The sequence below is a fragment of the Sphingobacterium sp. UBA5789 genome (assembly GCF_002418355.1).
Classification (GTDB): domain Bacteria; phylum Bacteroidota; class Bacteroidia; order Sphingobacteriales; family Sphingobacteriaceae; genus Sphingobacterium.
Genome location: NZ_DIDX01000003.1, coordinates 432,466 through 451,840, shown reverse-complemented (window position 1 = coordinate 451,840; position 19,375 = coordinate 432,466). Strand labels below are relative to the sequence as shown.

11 protein-coding genes are annotated in these 19,375 nt (G+C 40.9%); 4 read left to right on the top strand and 7 right to left on the bottom strand.

All coding sequences use genetic code 11. The features are described from left to right. Positions 1-14: 14 nt before the first annotated feature. Complete coding sequence (locus tag B4B65_RS08265; protein WP_293914991.1) at positions 15-1,163, bottom strand: efflux RND transporter periplasmic adaptor subunit; 1,149 nt, start codon at positions 1,161-1,163, stop codon at positions 15-17. Between the two features lie 263 nt (positions 1,164-1,426). Between B4B65_RS08265 and B4B65_RS08260 the strand changes: the two genes are divergently transcribed. Continuing rightward, positions 1,427-4,150: a DNA gyrase/topoisomerase IV subunit A gene (locus B4B65_RS08260; protein WP_293914990.1), complete on the top strand. Its 2,724-nt coding sequence runs from the start codon at positions 1,427-1,429 to the stop codon at positions 4,148-4,150. 87 nt (positions 4,151-4,237) lie between these two features. Here B4B65_RS08260 and B4B65_RS08255 read toward each other — a convergent pair whose 3' ends face one another. The 6 genes from B4B65_RS08255 to B4B65_RS08230 form a co-directional block, all read right to left on the bottom strand. Beyond that, positions 4,238-5,836: a SusD/RagB family nutrient-binding outer membrane lipoprotein gene (locus B4B65_RS08255; RefSeq protein WP_293914989.1), complete on the bottom strand. Its 1,599-nt coding sequence runs from the start codon at positions 5,834-5,836 to the stop codon at positions 4,238-4,240. A gap of 14 nt (positions 5,837-5,850) precedes the next feature. Then, positions 5,851-9,153: a SusC/RagA family TonB-linked outer membrane protein gene (locus B4B65_RS08250; RefSeq protein ID WP_293914988.1), complete on the bottom strand. Its 3,303-nt coding sequence runs from the start codon at positions 9,151-9,153 to the stop codon at positions 5,851-5,853. A gap of 155 nt (positions 9,154-9,308) precedes the next feature. After that, positions 9,309-10,391, bottom strand: a complete 1,083-nt coding sequence (locus tag B4B65_RS08245; RefSeq protein WP_293914987.1) for a FecR family protein — start codon at positions 10,389-10,391, stop codon at positions 9,309-9,311. Positions 10,392-10,486: 95 nt separating this feature from the next. After that, a complete protein-coding gene (locus tag B4B65_RS08240) occupies positions 10,487-11,044 on the bottom strand; it encodes an RNA polymerase sigma factor (RefSeq protein WP_201680176.1) in 558 nt (185 codons plus the stop codon). A gap of 700 nt (positions 11,045-11,744) precedes the next feature. Further along, positions 11,745-12,260 carry a peptide-methionine (S)-S-oxide reductase MsrA gene (gene msrA, locus B4B65_RS08235; RefSeq protein WP_293914986.1) on the bottom strand — a complete coding sequence of 172 codons (516 nt, stop codon included), beginning with the start codon at positions 12,258-12,260 and terminating at the stop codon, positions 11,745-11,747. 141 nt (positions 12,261-12,401) lie between these two features. Continuing rightward, positions 12,402-13,424, bottom strand: coding sequence for a N(4)-(beta-N-acetylglucosaminyl)-L-asparaginase (locus B4B65_RS08230; protein WP_293914985.1), 1,023 nt, complete (start codon positions 13,422-13,424; stop codon positions 12,402-12,404). A 322-nt stretch (positions 13,425-13,746) separates the two neighbouring features. Between B4B65_RS08230 and B4B65_RS08225 the strand changes: the two genes are divergently transcribed. From B4B65_RS08225 to B4B65_RS08215, 3 genes are all read left to right on the top strand, one after another. Beyond that, a complete protein-coding gene (locus tag B4B65_RS08225; RefSeq protein WP_293914984.1) occupies positions 13,747-14,976 on the top strand; it encodes a C40 family peptidase in 1,230 nt (409 codons plus the stop codon). Positions 14,977-15,037: 61 nt separating this feature from the next. Beyond that, positions 15,038-16,093 (top strand): dipeptide epimerase, encoded by a 1,056-nt coding sequence (locus B4B65_RS08220; RefSeq protein WP_293914983.1) that lies wholly within the window; start codon positions 15,038-15,040, stop codon positions 16,091-16,093. Between the two features lie 66 nt (positions 16,094-16,159). Continuing rightward, positions 16,160-19,366 carry a SusC/RagA family TonB-linked outer membrane protein gene (locus tag B4B65_RS08215; RefSeq protein WP_293914982.1) on the top strand — a complete coding sequence of 1,069 codons (3,207 nt, stop codon included), beginning with the start codon at positions 16,160-16,162 and terminating at the stop codon, positions 19,364-19,366. The last annotated feature ends 9 nt before the right edge of the window (positions 19,367-19,375 follow it).

Sequence of the window (19,375 nt, the reverse complement as noted above, 5' to 3'; positions counted from 1 at the left end):
TTTTGAAATAATTATTAATGAGCCAACGAGTCTGCTGCAACACTAACAGGAGCTACTTTAACTCCTTCCGCAAGCATATCTATGCGATTGACTGCTATTTTATCGCCGGGTTTTACACCGGATCTGACAATATAATTTTGTCCTGAGCGACCGGAAATCTCAATAGGTCTCATAGCCACCTTACTGCTGTCTGTAAGTGCAAACACAAAAAATCTATCCTGTATATCTTTTACACTTGCCATAGGTACACTTATCGCTTCGTCTATCTTTCGGGTAAGTACGATTCTGCCTGCACCGCCTGAGCGAAGTACTTTTTCCGGATTGGGGAATACAGCTTTCAGCGCAATGGAACCTGTCGCACGATCGATATTACCACTCGCCACCTCTACTCTGCCTTTGTGCCCGTATACTGTACCATCCGCCATGATGATTTCAACAGTATTCATACCCTCATCATTCTTTCTGGCTTTTGTAAAATCTATAAATTCAGCTTCACTCAATGAGAAATAGACAAATACATTATTGATTTCAGACAAGGTCGTTAACGGAGAAGCATCTGTAGGTGTTACCAGATTACCCACTCTGTTTGGAATCCTTCCGATATAACCACTCACAGGTGCTTTGATAACTGCAAAGTCTGCGTTTATGCGGGAAGATCCCAAGGCCGATCTGGCCTGTGCAACCTGTGCGGTCGCTGCATCATACTGCGCCTGTGCAGTCTGAAGCTGTAATTCGGAAACAACTTTTCCCTGTACCAGTGGTCTGATTTTGTCAAGTTCGATTCTGGCATTCGCCTGTGCAGCAATGGCTGCCTTTAAGGATGCCTCACTATTATTGACCTGTTCACTGAATACATCTGCTTTTATTTTGAATAAAGCCTGTCCTTTATTGACATAATCTCCTTCCTGCACAAAAATAGTTTCCAGATAACCGGACACCTGTGCTCTCACATCCACATTAACAGTTCCTTCAATAGTACCCGGATAGGTCTTGATAAGATTGGTGGTTCCTGTTGCTAATGTTATAAAATCGGCATCTACAGCTTGCTCGCCATAGTTTTCCTCTTGCTGATTACCCGTACAAGAGCCTAATATAAAAATGAGTGCAGCGATTGGGATCAAACGATTAAAAGTGCTTCTGAAAATAAATTCCTGCTTTACCATTGTGATATCATTAAAATTTTTCAAGCACAAAGAACCGGAGTTCGTACCTATAATAAATGGAGTAAATTACTGAACCGTAGAAAATCGTATCTGAACCGAATACATTGATTTCTGAATCAGAAAGGGCTTTTCTGTCCCGTCACTTTTATTTTGTACGGCTAGTGGCATGAAGCGTTGGGAGATTCCAAAATCGTTTTGTATTTTTACCCGGATTGAGAAATCAGACCCATACAAATAAGTCTAACGATATTAGTGTACCGTAAATGAGCGACGAAACGAATTACAACAACGATAATCCGGAAGAACTTACACCCCAAGAAAACGAACAGACAAGTAATACGATTCCTATTACCGGTTTATATGAGAACTGGTTTTTGGATTATGCTTCTTATGTGATCCTGGATCGTGCGGTTCCCCATATTAATGACGGCTTCAAGCCTGTACAGCGACGCATCCTTCACTCGCTGAAAGAGATGGATGACGGACGGTATAATAAGGCTGCCAATGTCATAGGTAATACGATGAAGTACCATCCTCACGGAGATGCTTCTATCGGAGATGCTATGGTACAATTGGGTCAGAAAAATTTACTGATCGACTGTCAGGGTAACTGGGGTGATCCGACTACAGGTGATTCGGCAGCAGCTCCGCGTTATATAGAAGGAAGGCTATCGAAGTTTGCTATTGAAGTTGCTTTCAATCCCGAAACTACCGAATGGCAGCTCAGCTATGACGGTCGTAACAAAGAACCGGTCACATTGCCGGTCAAATTTCCATTGCTGCTGGCACAGGGGGCTGAAGGTATCGCAGTAGGTCTGGCGACCAAGATCATGCCGCACAATTTCAACGAGCTGATCGATGGTTCTATACAGGTCCTGAATGGGGAACGTCCCAATATATTGCCTGATTTCCTTACAGGAGGTATGGCAGATTGTTCGGCTTATAACGAGGGACAACGCGGAGGTAAAATACGGGTACGTGCCAAAATTGAGGAACGGGACAAAAAAACTCTTGCCATCACAGAAATCCCGTTTGGTACAACTACAGGAGGGCTTATTGAAAGTGTCGTCGCGGCCAATGACAAAGGAAAGATCAAGATTAAAAAAATCGAAGATAATACAGCTGAAAATGTAGAAATCATTGTTCACCTTGCTCCCGGAATTTCTCCGGATGTGACCATAGACGCTCTGTATGCATTCACAGCCTGCGAAGTTTCGATTTCTCCCAATACATGTGTCATCAAAAACGACAGACCTCATTTTATGAGTGTCAACGATGTACTCATTGAAAATACAAAAAACACAAAAAACCTGTTGAAACAGGAGCTGGAGATTAAGTTGCATGATCTGCATGAAAAGATTTTCTTCAGTACCCTATTGAAAATATTTATTCAGGAGGGCATGTACAAGCATCCTGATTATGAAAACTCCGGGGATTTTGATACCGTTGTTCAGGTATTAAATGAACTGTTCACACCCTTTTTCCACCTCTTTTACCGTCCTATCGAACCGGAAGATTATAAGCGTCTGATCGACAAACCGATGAGTAGCATTACCCGTTTCGACGTAAAGAAAGCGGACGAACAGATGGCAGCACTGGAGGAAGAAATCAAAAATGTAAAACGTCACCTTCGGCAACTGACGGAATATGCCATAGCCTGGTTCGAAAGACTGCGTGATAAATATGGTAAAGGCCGGGAGCGCCGGACTGAACTTCGTGCTTTTGATAAGGTAGAAGCGACACAGGTAGCACTGGCAAATGCGAAATTATATGTCAACCGTGAAGAAGGATTTATCGGTACAGGCATGAAAAAAGATGAATTCGTAAGTGACTGTTCCGATATCGATGATATCATCGTATTCCGCGGAGATGGCAAATATGTGGTCACAAAGATTCAGGACAAGGTTTTTGTCGGTAAAGATATTATTCACGTGGCGGTCTTCAAAAAAGGAGATGAGCGCACCATCTACAATGCGGTATACAAAGAAGGTGGGACAGGTACCAGCTATGTAAAACGATTTGCAGTAGTGGGAGTGACACGTGACAAGGAGTATGATGTATCGAAAGGATCGAAAGGATCAAAAATATTATATTTCACGGCTAACCCTAATGGTGAAGCTGAGGTAATCAATGTACAGTTAAAACCACATTCTAAGCTTCGTAAGCTGACATTTGATCTGGATCTGGCTGAAATTGCAATCAAAGGAAGGGCATCTCAGGGAAATATTGTATCGAAATATCCCGTCAAAAAGATTTCGTTCAAAAGCGCTGGTGTATCGACACTGGCAGGACGTAAAATCTGGTACGACGAAATCCTGAAACGTTTGAATGTCGATGAAAGAGGTAAATATCTGGGTGAGTTTGACGGAGACGACAAAATACTGGTTGTACTATCAGACGGCTCATATGAGTTGTCCAACTTTGATCTGAGTAATCACTTTGATGAGAAGATGATTCGTATTGAGAAGTTCTACCCTGACCATGTATATTCTGCGATTCATCAGGACGGCAAAAGTGGAACTACTTATGTAAAACGTTTTACATTCGATGACCTTCCGATAGGTAAACGTATGACACTGATCAATGACGAGCCGGGATCTAAACTGATCGTATTGACCAATGCTGCTGTACCGGTTGTCAAACTGGAGCTCCTCAAAGGAAAATCACAAACAGAAGAAGTACTGGAACAATCTCTTACCGAGATTATCGATGTAAAAGGTATCAAAGCTCAGGGTAACAGATTATCCTTCCATAATATCAGGAAAATTGAGCTGATTACACCGGAAGAGGATCTGACTTTAATAAAAGAAAAAGCGGCAAACGAAGCCGTTGCCCAAGCAACCGGAGAAGAAGCTAAATCAGATGAATCCGGAAATGTTGAGGCATCAGACGACAAAGGAACGTCTGCAGATTCCGGAATCAAACTGGAGATTACGAATCCGGATGATATACAGATAGATGATAAGGGACAGATGGGATTATTTTAATCTGTACATCTTTTCTATACACGGTAAAAAGCAAAACGGGCTATCTTTTTAAGAATAGCCCGTTTTTTATTTCATAGGATTTATGCCTTATTGTTTATCCCACCATACACGTCCGGATAGATTATCTCCTCCCGGAACGGCAGCAGACGCAGCTTTATAGTAAGCACTATTAGATCCCGCTTCTTCCGCTACAGGATAAGGAAAACGACGTGGTATCGTACCGCCTGTTGCATTTCCCGGATACACAACCGGTGTCAGATTCGGATATCCGGTTCTTCTCCAGTTGAACCATGATTCATAAAAATTCAGTGCTGTATTTTGATGAATCCAGTATTGCTGACCAATCTGAGCCAGTCCTCCTGTCAACGGATGTGAAGTAGCATAGGTCTCGGCATCCGCATCACTTATTGTTAATGCAGCATCATACTGACCTAAGAATGTGATACCGGCTTTTACGGCATTTTTATAATGAGTAGCAGCCGAACCTCCTATCCCCCATCGCTGCGCAGCCTCAGCTAACAAAAGCTCACTCTCCGCATAGGTCAGAATAAATGTAATTCCATCTCTTTTAATCATTCCCGGATGTGGTGACGAATATTCCGGAAAACTGGTGTAGGAAGGATGCGAACTGATCGCATACAAAGGATTACTATTCAGATCTTTCCCGTTTGGCATACCTTTCTGAACCGCAGGGTCGGTCACGTAATTTGGGTTTTGTTTTTTATTTCCATTATCATCCAGTTCATTTGGAGTAAGGAAAAATTTAGTAACGGCTACATTTATACGCGGATCATTTGCACTCTTCAAGGCATTGATAAAGGTATCCGACCATTTTACATAATAATGTTCCTGTCCGCCATCTCCCAATAATACCTGAGCATTACGGTTCTGCGTTACCCGTGCACCACTGACATCATGCTTCAAAAAAGCATTATCCGCATTGCTTTGAAGGGTTTTACCAACCACTTTCTCGGCGTATGCTTTGGCAGTGGTCTCGTCCACTTTAGTCAGACGCATAGCTAATCGTAAAATCAGGGAGTTTCCAAAGCGTTTCCACTTTTCGAGATCACTTTTATAGATCACATCACCTGTTACCTGATCTGCATTGGCGTCTAATGCGGCCATAGCTTCTTCCACTTCTTTCAGCATACTCATATATATTTCCTGCTGCTTATCGTATTTGGCAGACAGATTATTCTGATAGTAACCCTTACCGGCTTCAGAATAAGGAACATCTCCATACAGATCTGTGATCCGGGCAAAAATAAGGGATTTCCAGATACGTGCTACGTTATGCAAATTCTTATATTGTGGTTTATCACGAGTCAGTTCGATTACATCCACTATCGGTTTTACCTGTTCAGCATAAGCCCTTTCCCAATAAGCCGAAGTATACCAGGGAGTAAGCATGTATTTATCTCCCGCCCAATAGCTGACCACTGATGAAAGTCCCTGTATCATGGTACCTGAGTAGATAAGATTACCACGCCAGGTCTCATAAGCAAAGTCTGTACTTCCTGTATAAGTCAACTGTGAAGTGGTGAAATTGAAATTAGGATTAAAAGTTGTCGGCCCGCTATTGACAGGATCCGTATTAATATCCACAAAATCTTTGGTACAGGCTGTCATTCCCAAAAGTCCGGCTACAACCAAAAGACCATATATTTTTATTGTGTTCTTTTTCATACTGTTCTTCTTGATTAAAATTTAACATTTAAGTTTACCCCAAAAGTTCTAGCCGGCGGCATACCTCCCAGTTCCAGACCAGGGAATGTCGCATTGTAGCTGGACTCCGGATCTATATTATCTGTTTTCTTCATCAGAATAAACAGATTACGGGCTACCAGACTGACATTTAAACTATTGATCTTATTATTAAACATCTTCGCAGGGAAACTGTAACCGAAAGTCAACTGTCTGAATTTGATAAAACTGGCATCATTCACAAAACGGAATGATGTATTGTTGGCTGTATTTTCATAAAATTTGGGTGCAGTATTACCCAATGTCTCGCGATTTTCCAGAGTCTCTTTGTGTAATCCTTTGATATAGCCCAGATAGTCTGTTCCGGAGAACAGTTTGCCTCCGAATTTACCGTCAATCAGGAATCCGAAGTTGAATCTTTTGTATGTAAAGTCGTTGTTCCAACCGGCAAACCATTTGTTATAGGCAGAACCATAATCTTTCAATTCGCCTCTGTCAGGAGAACCATCTGCCAGTCTTACAATCTCTCCGTTTGCATCATACTTATAGTCGTATGCTACAATCTGACCCAAAGCTTTTCCAGGAATATTCTTCAGAAAACCTACACCGGAACGAGATGTCGCAATCAGTTGTTCAGGAACACCATCTGCAAGAGAGATAACTGTATTCTTATTGTAAGTCATATTAATAGAAGAAGTCCAGTTGAAATCTTCCTTTTTAATAATAACTCCGGTAATCAATGCTTCTACCCCTTTATTTTCAATAGATCCTGAATTGAGAATCGCTCCGTCATATCCTACTGTGCTTGATGTAGTCACAGCGGTAATCTCATCATCCGAACGTTTTTTATACCAGGTCAGATCGACATTCAAACGGTTATTGAAAAAGCGTAAATCAGTACCGATCTCTAGTTCGGAGGCTTTAGATGCTTTTAATCCGGAATTTGGAATCTCCAGATTATTGATCAGGCCTAAAGAGGCACCATTTAAGGATTCACTCATCACTCTATAGGTCAACGCTGTCTGATAAGGCCGTGTAGCCTGTCCGACAACAGCATAACCGGCTCTTAATTTACCGAAGTTGATAGTGGAAGAATTAAGAAATTCGGTAAAAACAAAGGAACCACTGATAGAAGGATACACCACATTCAGTTTATTATCCTTACCAGGTGCGGCGAGTGTAGAGAACCAGTCTGAACGTGCACTACCTGTCAGATATAAAATATCTCTGTAGGCAAATTCCATTGTTCCATATACAGACTGCGTTTCCTGTTCTGTCTCTGCATAAGCCACAGATTTGTTCTTTAAACCTGCAATATTGTATACTCCCGGAACCAGAACTCCAGATCCCTGATTGATAGTCAGATCTGTCTTTGTATTACGGTAACTCGCACCTACATTAGGAGTCAGGGAAATATCGTCATTTACTTTAAAGGACTTACCTACTAATACGTCCGCATTTATATCTGAAAAACGCATTTTCTGTGACACCAAATTATTAGGCGGTACATATGCAAGTCCCGGAGGGAGTACACTCAGGTAACTATTGGTATAAAAATCCTGTCCTGCACGTCCTTGTATAAACAGGCCGTTATCAAACGTATAGCGGGCAGAAATGGAACTGATCAACCGGTTTCTGTCTGTATTATTCTGGATTTCATAAGCCGCAAACCAGGGATTGGTATCCCATGTATTTCCAGTATTGTAAGGTATTTCTGCTCCCTTATCTGTTTTCCAGGGCTTCAGATCTCTGATATCCAGACTTGTTGGCAGAAATACAGCATTGTAATTGGCACTACCTGCACCATCCGAAAGCATCGGACGATTCTTTGCTTTTTCAATAATATAATTTGCCCGTGCATCAATAGCCAGTCTTTTGATAGGTTCAAATGTACCTGTCAGATTAAAAGATTGTCTGTCTAAACCCGAATTAGGCATGATAGATTTATTTGAAACATCACTGACAGAAAAACGAAGTGCACCTCCGTCAAATGATTTATTCAGGGCTAAAGAATTGGTCCAGGTATGTCCGTCTTTATAGAAGTTTTTTATATTATTTTGCTGCGCAACATAAGGTCTGGAAACCCCGTCAAACTGAGGCACACTGCTTCCGTCCAATTTTGCTCCCCAGCTGGATCCGCCTACCTGAGCAGCAGCAGCTGCACTTATCGGTTTTTCACCATTGGTTCCCTGACCATATACATATTGCCAGTCGGTGCGGTCCATTACCTGTTCTACGACATAGTTACTACTGAAATCAATCCCGGAACCTTTTCCTGATTTGGTTGTGATCAGGATGACCCCTGCTTTGGCACGTGAACCATAAAGCGCTGATGCAGCTGCACCTTTCAGTACAGATATACTTTCGATGTCATCAGGATTCAAGTTACCGATAGCATCTCCCATATCCGGCGCATTGTCCCATTGACTACCTTTATTTCCGTTAGGGTTGGTATTTCCGAATCCTACCGGCGCATTTTCCATAGGAACACCATTGATAACATACAGAGGCTGATTCGTCTGGCTCAGACTGGATGCCCCTCTGATCACCACACTGGTCGCTGACCCGACACCTCCGGAAGTAGCACTCACATCAAGACCGGCCACTTTACCGACAAGAGAGTTGGCAATATTGTTTTCACGAGCCTGTGTCAGTGTCTCCCCGTTAATCTGGGTTACAGAATAACCTAGCGTACGCTTCTCACGGGTCACGCCCAGAGCTGTGACTACGACTTCATTTAAAAGCTGATTGTCTTCCTGCAGTGCGATTTTAATCTCATTGTTGTTTTGAACCGTTACTTCCTGAGACAGATAGCCGGCAAAAGAAATTAACAGTACACTACCGGAATTTACATCTAATTCAAAGCGTCCATTCAGGTCTGTAGCTTTACCGATAGCCGTTCCTTTAAGGCGTACAGTCGCTCCGGATAGTGCTACTCCCTGTGCATCCGTTACTATTCCTCTTACTTTTAATTGTTGTCTGGGTGTAATCACCACGAGTCCGTCACCTGAAACAGAATATTGAAGATCAGATCTTTTGAAAAGTCTATCCAATAAATCGACAACCTTCGTTTCTTTTACAGATAAGGATATTTCTTTGTTCAATAATTGGTTTGTCGAGTTATAGACAAAGTAGTAATCGCTATTTTGTTCTATAATCTTCAACACTTTACTCAGTTTGGTTTTGTTAACATCTAAGGTAACTTTTTGCTGAGAATAGACACCTGCCGACACATGGAGGCAGGCGATTAACATCATAATCAAAGTTAGTTTCATCCAGATAATGAATCTAAAGCGCATAAAACATACCTTATGCACTTGCAATAAGCAATTTTTAATCATACTTTGGTACTTGGTTAAAGTTAAAACTTGGCAGCGCACTTTTTGGCTTAGTTATGCTGCCGGTTTACTAATCATTTTTTAGGAGGATGGTGTTGGCTCACCATCCTTTTTAATTATTCATAAATCGTTATTTTTTTTCCATATATTTTATATTTAAAAGGGTTTACTTTTTGTAATGAACTGAGCACCTGCTCAATATCTTCTTTACTAAAGGTGGCTGTAAATCTAAAATCATTTAACTGATGACCTTCCAGTTCGATATCCACATCATACCAGCGTTCCAGTATATGTTCCAACGATGAGAAGTCCTGATCTACGATCTCCAGGCGGCCTTCTTTCCACGCAATATCCGCTAAAGGTATTTCTGCACTTACCGGCTGCAAGTCCTGAATCGTGATTTCCTGAAGAGGCAATTTTTTGGTTTTCTTTGCTGTTTCCGGAAGAGCTTCTTCTTTTTTATCTGTTTTAGAAATAATTACTTTCTGATTTGGCTTTAATATCAGAGAGTTCTCATTCCCTCTTTTACTTTTCATTTCAATGAGACCGTGGATAAGTACGGCTTCAGAAGTTTTTTCATCCGGATAGGCCTTTACATTGAAAGCAGTACCCAAAACCCGGATATCGAAGTCTTGTGTATGAAGAACAAAAGGTTTGTCTTTGTTTTTACTGACATCAAAAAAAGCCTCTCCTATGAGTGTTACATTTCGTTCATTCTTATTGAAGCTATCGCCAACAAAAAGCTTACTTCCGGCATTTAATGTAACCTTAGTTCCATCAGAAAGCTGAATAGTTTTTTTCTCTCCATTGGCCGTCACATAGCTGATCCGGGAAGTGGAAGAAGGTTCTTCCTGTACATTCCAACGCTGCAGACTCCAGAACAATCCGCCTGCAAGTACGACTACTGCAGCGGCTATTTTGAGCCAGAATGAAAAACGTGCTATTTTATTTTCGGCCGGAGGGGAAATTACTTCCATATCAGCCTTCAGTTTATTCACCTGCACATTTAGCGGCTTCTTATTTCCTACGAGGATAGTATAAAGCTTCTTCGCCTGCAGTATTTTTTCACGTTGTTCGGGATGATGGCGTAAATAGGTTTCCCAATATTGAATACATTGCTGGTTTTCTCCTGAACAATACTGTTGAAAGGTATCGTCAATAAGAAAATCTTCAACATTTTCGTATCTGGTGTTTATCATTTGGTCCTCTTTCCCTTATAGTGTCTTATATGGAAAGAATTGCCTAAGAAAAAAAAATAAAAAATCACAAATGTCTGATTATCAGATACAAATAATTAAAAATCTTTTAGCTCTTGTCGTAATATTTTGAGGGCATCATACACGGTATTATAAGCAGTCTTGATGGTTTGCTGTGTTTGAGCCGCTATCTGCTCGTAGGTAAGTCCTTCGAAAAACTTAAGATGGATAAGTTGTTTTTGCCTGAAGGTAAGCTTTTCGAGTGCCTCTTTCAACCGGTGCTGAATCCACTCATTGGTTTGTACTTTTATTATAAACTCATCATATGGCATTTCAAACCAGTCATCCTCAGCCTTGACATTTTGTAGTGCTTTATTTATTTTATTCTGCTTTTCTACGAGTCTGAGCAGTTTGCGTTTGAGAAAGGTAATGAGGTAAGCCTGTACATTCTCTACTCTTTCCAGTTTATCTCTTTTTTCCCATAATGTCACAAATACCTGATCCGTCGCCTCACTGGACAGCTCTGCGTCTCCACTAGTACGTATACCAAAATTGACCAATTCATAAAACAGTGCTTTATAGAGATCAAAGAAAGCATCTTCATCTCCATTCCGCATCCGTTCCCAAAGAAGTCTATAGGTCAGTTTATTGTTCATATATGATTCGTGCAGTTGCAGTTATTTTTCTTGGACAACTATGCTTTCACAGTAACCTTTTTTATAATGATAAGGAAAGTGTTAAAAGTAATCATATTAGTATTATGAACCTTGAAAAGTTTAATATTATTTAAAATTTATAATTCACTTATTTTCCATTTTGCCATTTTTGCTTCTTACCACTATGCATACCCATAGAAGTTTTTGACTTCCTGTGTGATTTGTGACTATCATAAGCAGAGCATAAGTCCTTAGAACCGGAACAGCTCTGTATGCTGTAAAGTGTACAAATTATAAAAGTTATGAGTATCAGTTTAAACCCCTTTTTTAGCATCTCCCTGAAATTTAAGTTTATCCTTATACCTTTTCTTCTTTTCAAATCTTTTTTCAATTCCATTGTATGAAATGGTATGTAGATATAGAAACATTTTAGTTAGTGAAAATTTAAAAGAAAAAAAATTAAACACAAAGATACAAACAAAACATAAGTATTGCAATTCCATATTTTTAAAGAAAACAATTTTTAAAAATATAGAAACAATGTAAAGCATTATTTTGAAAACAACGTTATTTTACTTCTTTTAATATCCGTATCGGAAGTGAAGAAACAGAGGCAGCAAGATTTTGCTGATACGGTAAATACAGGATTTGAGATCGGTTATAAAAAAAAGGTGGAGATGTATTATCATCTCCACCTTTTTTATGCTTTAAATTCCTTTAGAAATTTCTGCAGTTTTGGTGCTATTACAACAGAACAGAATGGATTCTCAGGATGCGAATTAAAATAATTATGGTGATAATCTTCAGCTTCCCAGAATGTACTTGCCGGTTCTACAGCTGTTACAACAGGGTCTGCATATACATGCTCCGCATCCAGTTGCTGGATAAAGCGTTCAGCTTTCTCCTTTTGCTCATCATTATGATAGAATACAACCGAACGGTACTGTGTACCGACATCGTTGCCTTGTCTGTTAAGTGTGGTAGGATTATGAGTCTTGAAAAAGATTTTAAGCAGATCCTCAAAACTTACTTTTGATTCGTCAATATCCAATTGAACAACTTCTACATGGTCTGTAGTACCTGTACATACCTGTTCATAAGTGGGATGATCGTTCTTGCCACCCATGTATCCCGGTAAAACTGATTTCACTCCGTCTGTATTCTGAAAGATTACTTCGGTACACCAAAAGCATCCCCCTCCAAATGTTACTAGCATGATTATAAAATTAAAAACTCAAATTTAAACAATAATAAACCACTTGTCACCTGAGCTCTATAATGATAACGTCAAAAAACAACGCGCTTATGATGCAGATCCCGTCAGCATGCCAATGGTTAAATACAGAATATAAAACTGTTATTTAAAGATATGTTTACCCTTGATCAGCAAATCTTGTTTTTCTTCTGTACATACAGCGTACGAAAATCCGTTCTGTAACGCATAAGAGCCATATTCTCCCTTTTTATTAAGCGCAAGAAATCCAACCTGTATTTCTTTAGCTGTCTGTGGTTTCTTTTTAATAATACGTTCTACAGCTTCTTTACAGGCTGCCTCAGGAGAATAACCCTGGCGCATAAGTTCGACCACCAGAAAACTTCCTACTGTACGGATTACTTCTTCTCCTACGCCGGTCGAAGTAGCTCCTCCTATTTCATTATCCACATATAGTCCTGCTCCTATAATCGGACTGTCACCAACCCTGCCGTGCATTTTGAATGCCATTCCGCTTGTCGTACAGGCTCCGGCAAGATTACCGTCGCTATCTAAAGCCAGCATTCCGATGGTGTCGTGATTATATTGATTGCCAGGCAATCGCTCTGCAGCAAAACCTTTGTTCTCAATATTCATGACTGGCTTATATTTTTTCTCTTTCAGCCATTCTTTCCACGCTTTTTCTCCCTCCGGAGTAAGCAGGTTTTCCTTCTCAAGTCCCTGCTCTAATGCGAATTGTAAGGCTCCTTCACCTACCAGCATCACATGAGGAGTCTTTTCCATTACTAGTCTTGCCACCGATATCGGATGTGCAATATGTTCCAGAGCTGCAACGGAACCACAGTTACCTTCCGAATCCATGATACAGGCATCTAAGGTTACATTTCCATCTCTGTCCGGATATCCCCCCTTGCCTACAGTCATATTTTTCAGGTCTGCTTCCGGCACACGTACACCCTGCTCTACAGCATCTATAGCTTTTCCTTTTTTACTTAACACTTCCCAGGCAGCCTGGTTCGCCGCTATCCCAAAGTCCCAGGTTGAGATTACGATAGGTTTACCCGGTTTCAGTATTTTGTCTTCAGCAAAACCGCTAAGCGTACTTATACTTCCTAAAGCAGCCGCACCAACGATTCCTTGTTTTATAAATTTACGTCTTGAATGCATACGAATAATATTTGTAGCACAATATTACGAAAAAGCTTTATGATTCGTGTAGATTAGATACGCTTGCTAGCCGTGTTGCGTATGCTTGTATTTCACACGCCAAAGGCGTGCGCTAGCGAAGCTTTTAATTAATATTACCTTGCTGGCGCACGCGTGTCGCGTGTGCATGTACTAAATTTATACTACCCTCAATGCTATTTATTACTTAACGACCACTACCATTCGTTTTTGTGCAACTTTTTTGTTCAAATAATCAAAAACATACAATATAATTATAGCTTTATCATATTTTTAATGGTAACTTAGACTTAAACTATCCAACATGAAGACTTTTATTACTTACTCATTTCTTGCATTTACCTTATTTACAAGTATAAATCATGTAAATGCGCAAGTTATTGACTCTACAACCTATTTCAGAATCAAAGAACTGCAAGAAACCGTAAAAACGGAAATTGCACCGGACAAAAGATTAAAAATTATAGAGTTTTTATCTGTTGATATCCCCAAAAACGTATATGTAATCCAGACAACCGAAAAAACAGCAAAAGATAAACTTGAACACCAGTTAAAAGGGATCAATGCTCAAGTATCAGTCACCTTGCTTCCCGATGCTTCCGTTTCGGACAAGCCAGCAGGAGTGGTCAATCTTTCAGTAGCCAATCTACGCACCAAACCTGAACATTCTGCAGAAATGGCAAGTCAGGTATTATTAGGTGCTCAGGTGGACATCCTGCAAAAAATAAAAGGCGACTATCGTGTACGTACAGCTGAGGGCTATATTGCCTGGGTGCCGACATCCTCTGTTGTCGCCATGACAAATGAAGAGCTGAACGATTGGAAAAAAACAAGGAAAATAATCTTTACCGATGAATACGGCAAGTCTTATGCTACAGCAAATACTCAGGGACAACAGGTCTCTGACCTGGTATACGGAGACTTGCTGATCCTGAATGGCGAAAGCGGCAATTTTTATGCAGTAACCTACCCGGACAAAAGAAAAGCTTATGTCCGAAAAGAACAGGTCATGACCTATGAGAAATGGTTAACATCACGGAAGCCTACCACTGAAAATATTATCAGCAGTGCTAAAACGATGCTGGGTCTGCCTTACCTTTGGGGAGGTACCTCTACTAAAGGTGTAGATTGCAGTGGTTTTACCAAAACAGCCTATTTTATGAATGGCTATATTATTCCGCGTGATGCTTCACAACAGGTTTTGACAGGTCAAAAAATTGACATACTGGACAAAGACGGTCACTTTGATCCTGAGAAGGCCTTAAAGAATTTAAAACCTGCTGACTTACTGTTTTTCGCGGCAGGTAAAAACAGTAATCCCGATGCCCGTGTTACACATGTAGCCCTTTATATCGGCAATGGGACCTTCATTCATTCAGCAGGATCAGTACGGATAAACAGTATGCTTAAAGATTCTCCGGACTATGACGACTTCCAGACCAGAACTGTGGTTGCGGCAAGACGTTACCTTGGAGAACATGAAAGTAACCTTCAAAAAGTAGAGAACAGCACGTATTACAATGCCGGAAAGTAACGGCGGAAAGTGTCTGAAAAATAAAATATATCAAGTAATTTAATACCATAAAAAAACTATTATGAGTACAGCAGCTGATTGGATAGCTAAAGACTTCGGTGCATTCAAATTGCGTTACCGCCCCTATACGTTAGAACTACGTCATGTATTTACTGTTGCATCTTTCAGTCGCAGCACGACTCCTGTAGTCCTCACAGAACTGGAGTATGACGGTATTATAGGATATGGAGAAGCCAGTATGCCACCCTATCTTGGCGAATCACAGGAAAGTGTGATTAATTTTCTGAATCAGATTGATCTGAGCGGTTTCAATTCCCCTTTCCAGACCGAAGAAATCCTACACTACGTAGATCAGACCATGCTCAAAAACACAGCAGCCAAAGCAGCGATAGATATTGCACTGCATGATTTGCTGGGGAAAATCCTGCAACAGCCCTTTTATAAGATATGGGGATTAGATGCGGCACTTATCCCTCCTACATCCTATACCATCGGTATCGATACAGAAGAAATGATCCGTCAGAAAGTAGCTGAAGCGGATCAGTTCAAGATCCTGAAAGTAAAACTCGGGTTGGATACGGATAAAATGATTATCGATACCATTCGTAAAGTAACCGATCGCCCGCTATGTGCGGATGTCAATCAGGGATGGAAATCCAGAGAACAGGCATTGGAAATGGCTCACTGGCTTGCTGAGCGCAATGTGGTTTTCCTGGAACAACCGATGCCTAAGGAACAGATAGATGACAATGCCTGGCTTACCGAACACAGTCCGATCCCGACGATAGCAGATGAGGCCTGTCAGCGACTGGCTGATGTACCGGCATTGAAAGATGTATACACGGGCATCAATATCAAACTCATGAAATGTACCGGAATGCGGGAAGCAAAAAAGATGGCTGAACTCGCAAGAGCACTGGAAATGAAGGTGATGATCGGTTGTATGACGGAAACTTCCTGTGCGATCTCCGCAGCAGCACAGTTAGCCCCTCTTGTGGATTGGGCTGATTTAGATGGAGCCTTATTGATCGCAAATGATATTTATGATGGTATGCAGGTTGTAGAGGGGAAATGCATCCTGCCGGAAAGACCGGGAATTGGAATACTGAAAATTTAGCTTTATTTTTAATCAATAACAGAATACTAACCATATTTTTTTTAACAAATTAACTAACCCTTAACTATGAAACAACTTTTACTTGCATGCTTGTGCTGTATGTTTTGCTTTGCGGTATCTCATGCTCATGCACAACAAAGTACTGTTACCGGTAAAGTGACAGACGCCGCAACAGGCAAACCTATTCCTGGTGTCACGATCACCATTAAGGGCAGCAGCAAGAGTACTTCTTCAGATGAAAAAGGCTCTTTTTCTCTCAGTGAAGTCACCTCTTCCAACACTTTAATCTTTTCCTCTTTAGGTTATCAGACTGCAGAAATGGAAGTCGGTAACCGGTCCTCTCTTACGATCAGTCTGACAGCAAGTGATCAGGCTTTGGAAGAGGTCATGGTCGTAGCATACGGAACTGCCCGAAAGAGCACGTATACCGGATCTGCAGCAACGGTGAGTCCCAAAGAAATTGCAGATGTACCTACTACTTCATTTGAAAATGCATTGAGCGGCCGGGTAGCAGGTGTACAGATTAACTCTGCTTCCGGACAGGCAGGATCCACATCCAGCATACGTATACGGGGTATAGGATCGATGAATGCCTCCAATGATCCCTTATTTGTCATTGATGGTGTACCGGTCGTATCTGGTAATGTCGGACAAATCAGCGGACAGCTTTATTCGACATCCAATGTAATGAGTACGCTAAATCCTGCAGATATTGAATCCATCACCATTCTGAAAGATGCCGCAGCATCCTCACTCTATGGTTCGAGGGCCGCAAATGGCGTGGTGGTTATTACAACCAAACGTGGTAAAACGGGCAAACCTACTCTTAACTTCAGGACGTCAATCGGCCTCACCCCTTCATGGGCAACGGACAATTATGAAATTGCTGATCCTCAGGCTCAGATCAACATGGAGTATCAGATCTTCCATGATTACCGTACATCCAATAAAAACAGTGCTACAGGTGTGAACTATACCGATCAGGAAGCAAGTACGTATGCACTTGGTCAGATCAATCGTCGTTTTAATATCCATGGTTACAAATTTGAGGTGGATAATCCCCTGAGAATGACGAATGTCAAAATTCTGGGGATGACTGACGGTGTCGAAAACAGAGAAGGAAAATTCTTTGACTGGGAAGATTATCTGTTCAGAACAGGTGTATTTCAAACAAATGATCTGTCTTTAAGTGGTGGCACAGAGACTACGAAATATTATTCATCTCTATCCTATACAAAAGATAAAGGCAGAGCTATTATCAATGAGTATGACCGTATTTCAGGACGGATAAACCTCTCTCAGAAAGTATTTAATAATGTAGAGTACAATGTCAATCTGAATGTGGCCAGCACAGCTAAAACCGGATTTAATGATACCAGAAGTACAGGTTCGAATTATTTCTTTCAGGCCCGCAACTTACTATTTCCGTTCTACTGGCCTACAGATTACAAAACGGGAAATCCATGGACTGCGCAATACGGAAGTTTAGCTTACAATTCGGACTATTATAACAAGGAATGGGACAACAATACAAATACCTTGAAACTTGGAGCCGTGCAATCTCTTTCCTGGGAAATCATCACCAACCTGACAGCAAAGACTATCTTCTCGTTTGATAATACAGAAGTAAAAGATGATCTGTTCTACTCAGCTTTGCATTTTAACGGTCTTACAGATAAAGGTAGTTCCAGTAAATGGTCAACAAACATCCGTAAGTATGTTTCTTCTAATACGCTTACGTATGCTAAAAGCTTTGGACTGCACAATCTGAATATCCTGGGCGGTTTTGAGGCGGAAAAGAATAAAACGGATTACCAGTACAGCAATTCTATCAATCTCGGATCCAGTGCTCTAACATCCATCGGAACAGGTGCTAATTTTAAAGCAGACAGCTTTACCTGGGGAAACAATCTGATGTCGTATCTATCCCGGATTGACTATAATTATAATGAAAAATACTTCGCTGGAGCTTCTATCCGCCGGGACGGCTCATCCAGATTAAGCCCCGAAAACCGTTGGGGTACATTCTGGTCGGTTTCAGGAGCCTGGAGTCTGCACAAAGAAGATTTCCTGAAGAATAATGAAACCCTTTCCACTCTGAGACTAAGAGGTTCATATGGTGTCAACGGAACATTACCAACCGATGATTTTGCGTGGAGAACTCTTATGTATTACAAGTATAACTATAAAGGTAATCCGGGAGGTATTGTAAGTGACGGTTCTACAGGGCTTATTGACAGAGGGCTTGGAAATCTCAATCTGGGCTGGGAAGAGAACAAAACTTATGACCTGGCTTTAGAATTTGGATTATTTAATAACCGACTGACAGGATCTGTGGAGTATTTCAACAGAGATTCCAAAGATTTGCTACAGGATGTACCGACTTCGGGAACAACGGGTTTTACCACGATTCTGAGAAATGTAGGTGTAATCAATAACAGCGGTTTAGAAATTGATCTGGGCGGAGATATCATTAAAAATGATAATTTCCGTTGGACAGCCCGTGTGAATGCTTCCTTCCTGGATTCAAAAGTCAAAAGATTAAACGGTGGAAAAGATATTATCTGGAATGATCCTACAGGAGGAGATGCCCGGGCACAATTCATCTACCGTGAAGGAGAGTCTGTATTGTCTTTTTATGGTTATGAATGGGCAGGTGTAGATAAGAACAACGGTAAGAATGTATGGTATACCAATAATGATAAATCTGATTTTGAGTATAACGGTCGTTCGGCCACTTACAATTTTGGAAATGCAAACCGTAAAATTATCGGTTCAGGTGTAGCGGATGTATTTGGTGGGATTAATACGGATCTTGAATACAAAAACATCTCTCTGGGATTTAATTTCAGTTATAAAATAGGTGGCAAATTATATGATGGTGCGGAGAAAGATGTGATGGATGACGGCTATTATTGGGAAAGAATCCGGTCCGCTTATTATTACGAAAATATGTGGTCTCCTGACAATATGGAGGGGAGTCAACCAAAGATTGACGGAAATGATTTGACAGATGCTATTCAGTACAGCAGCCGCCACCTTTATGACGCTTCATTTCTTCGTTTGAAAAACATTAACCTGGCTTACAGATTGCCGGCGGCATGGTTGAGCAAAGCTAAAATTTCCAATGCCCGTGTATTTTTTAACGGAACCAATCTGCTAACGTTCTCCAAATATAAAATTGCGGATCCGGAAGTCAACCAATACTCAACACGTGGCTGGGAAACGCCATATGGTAAAACGTATACTTTCGGTGTAGAATTCAGTTTCTAATTTTTATTG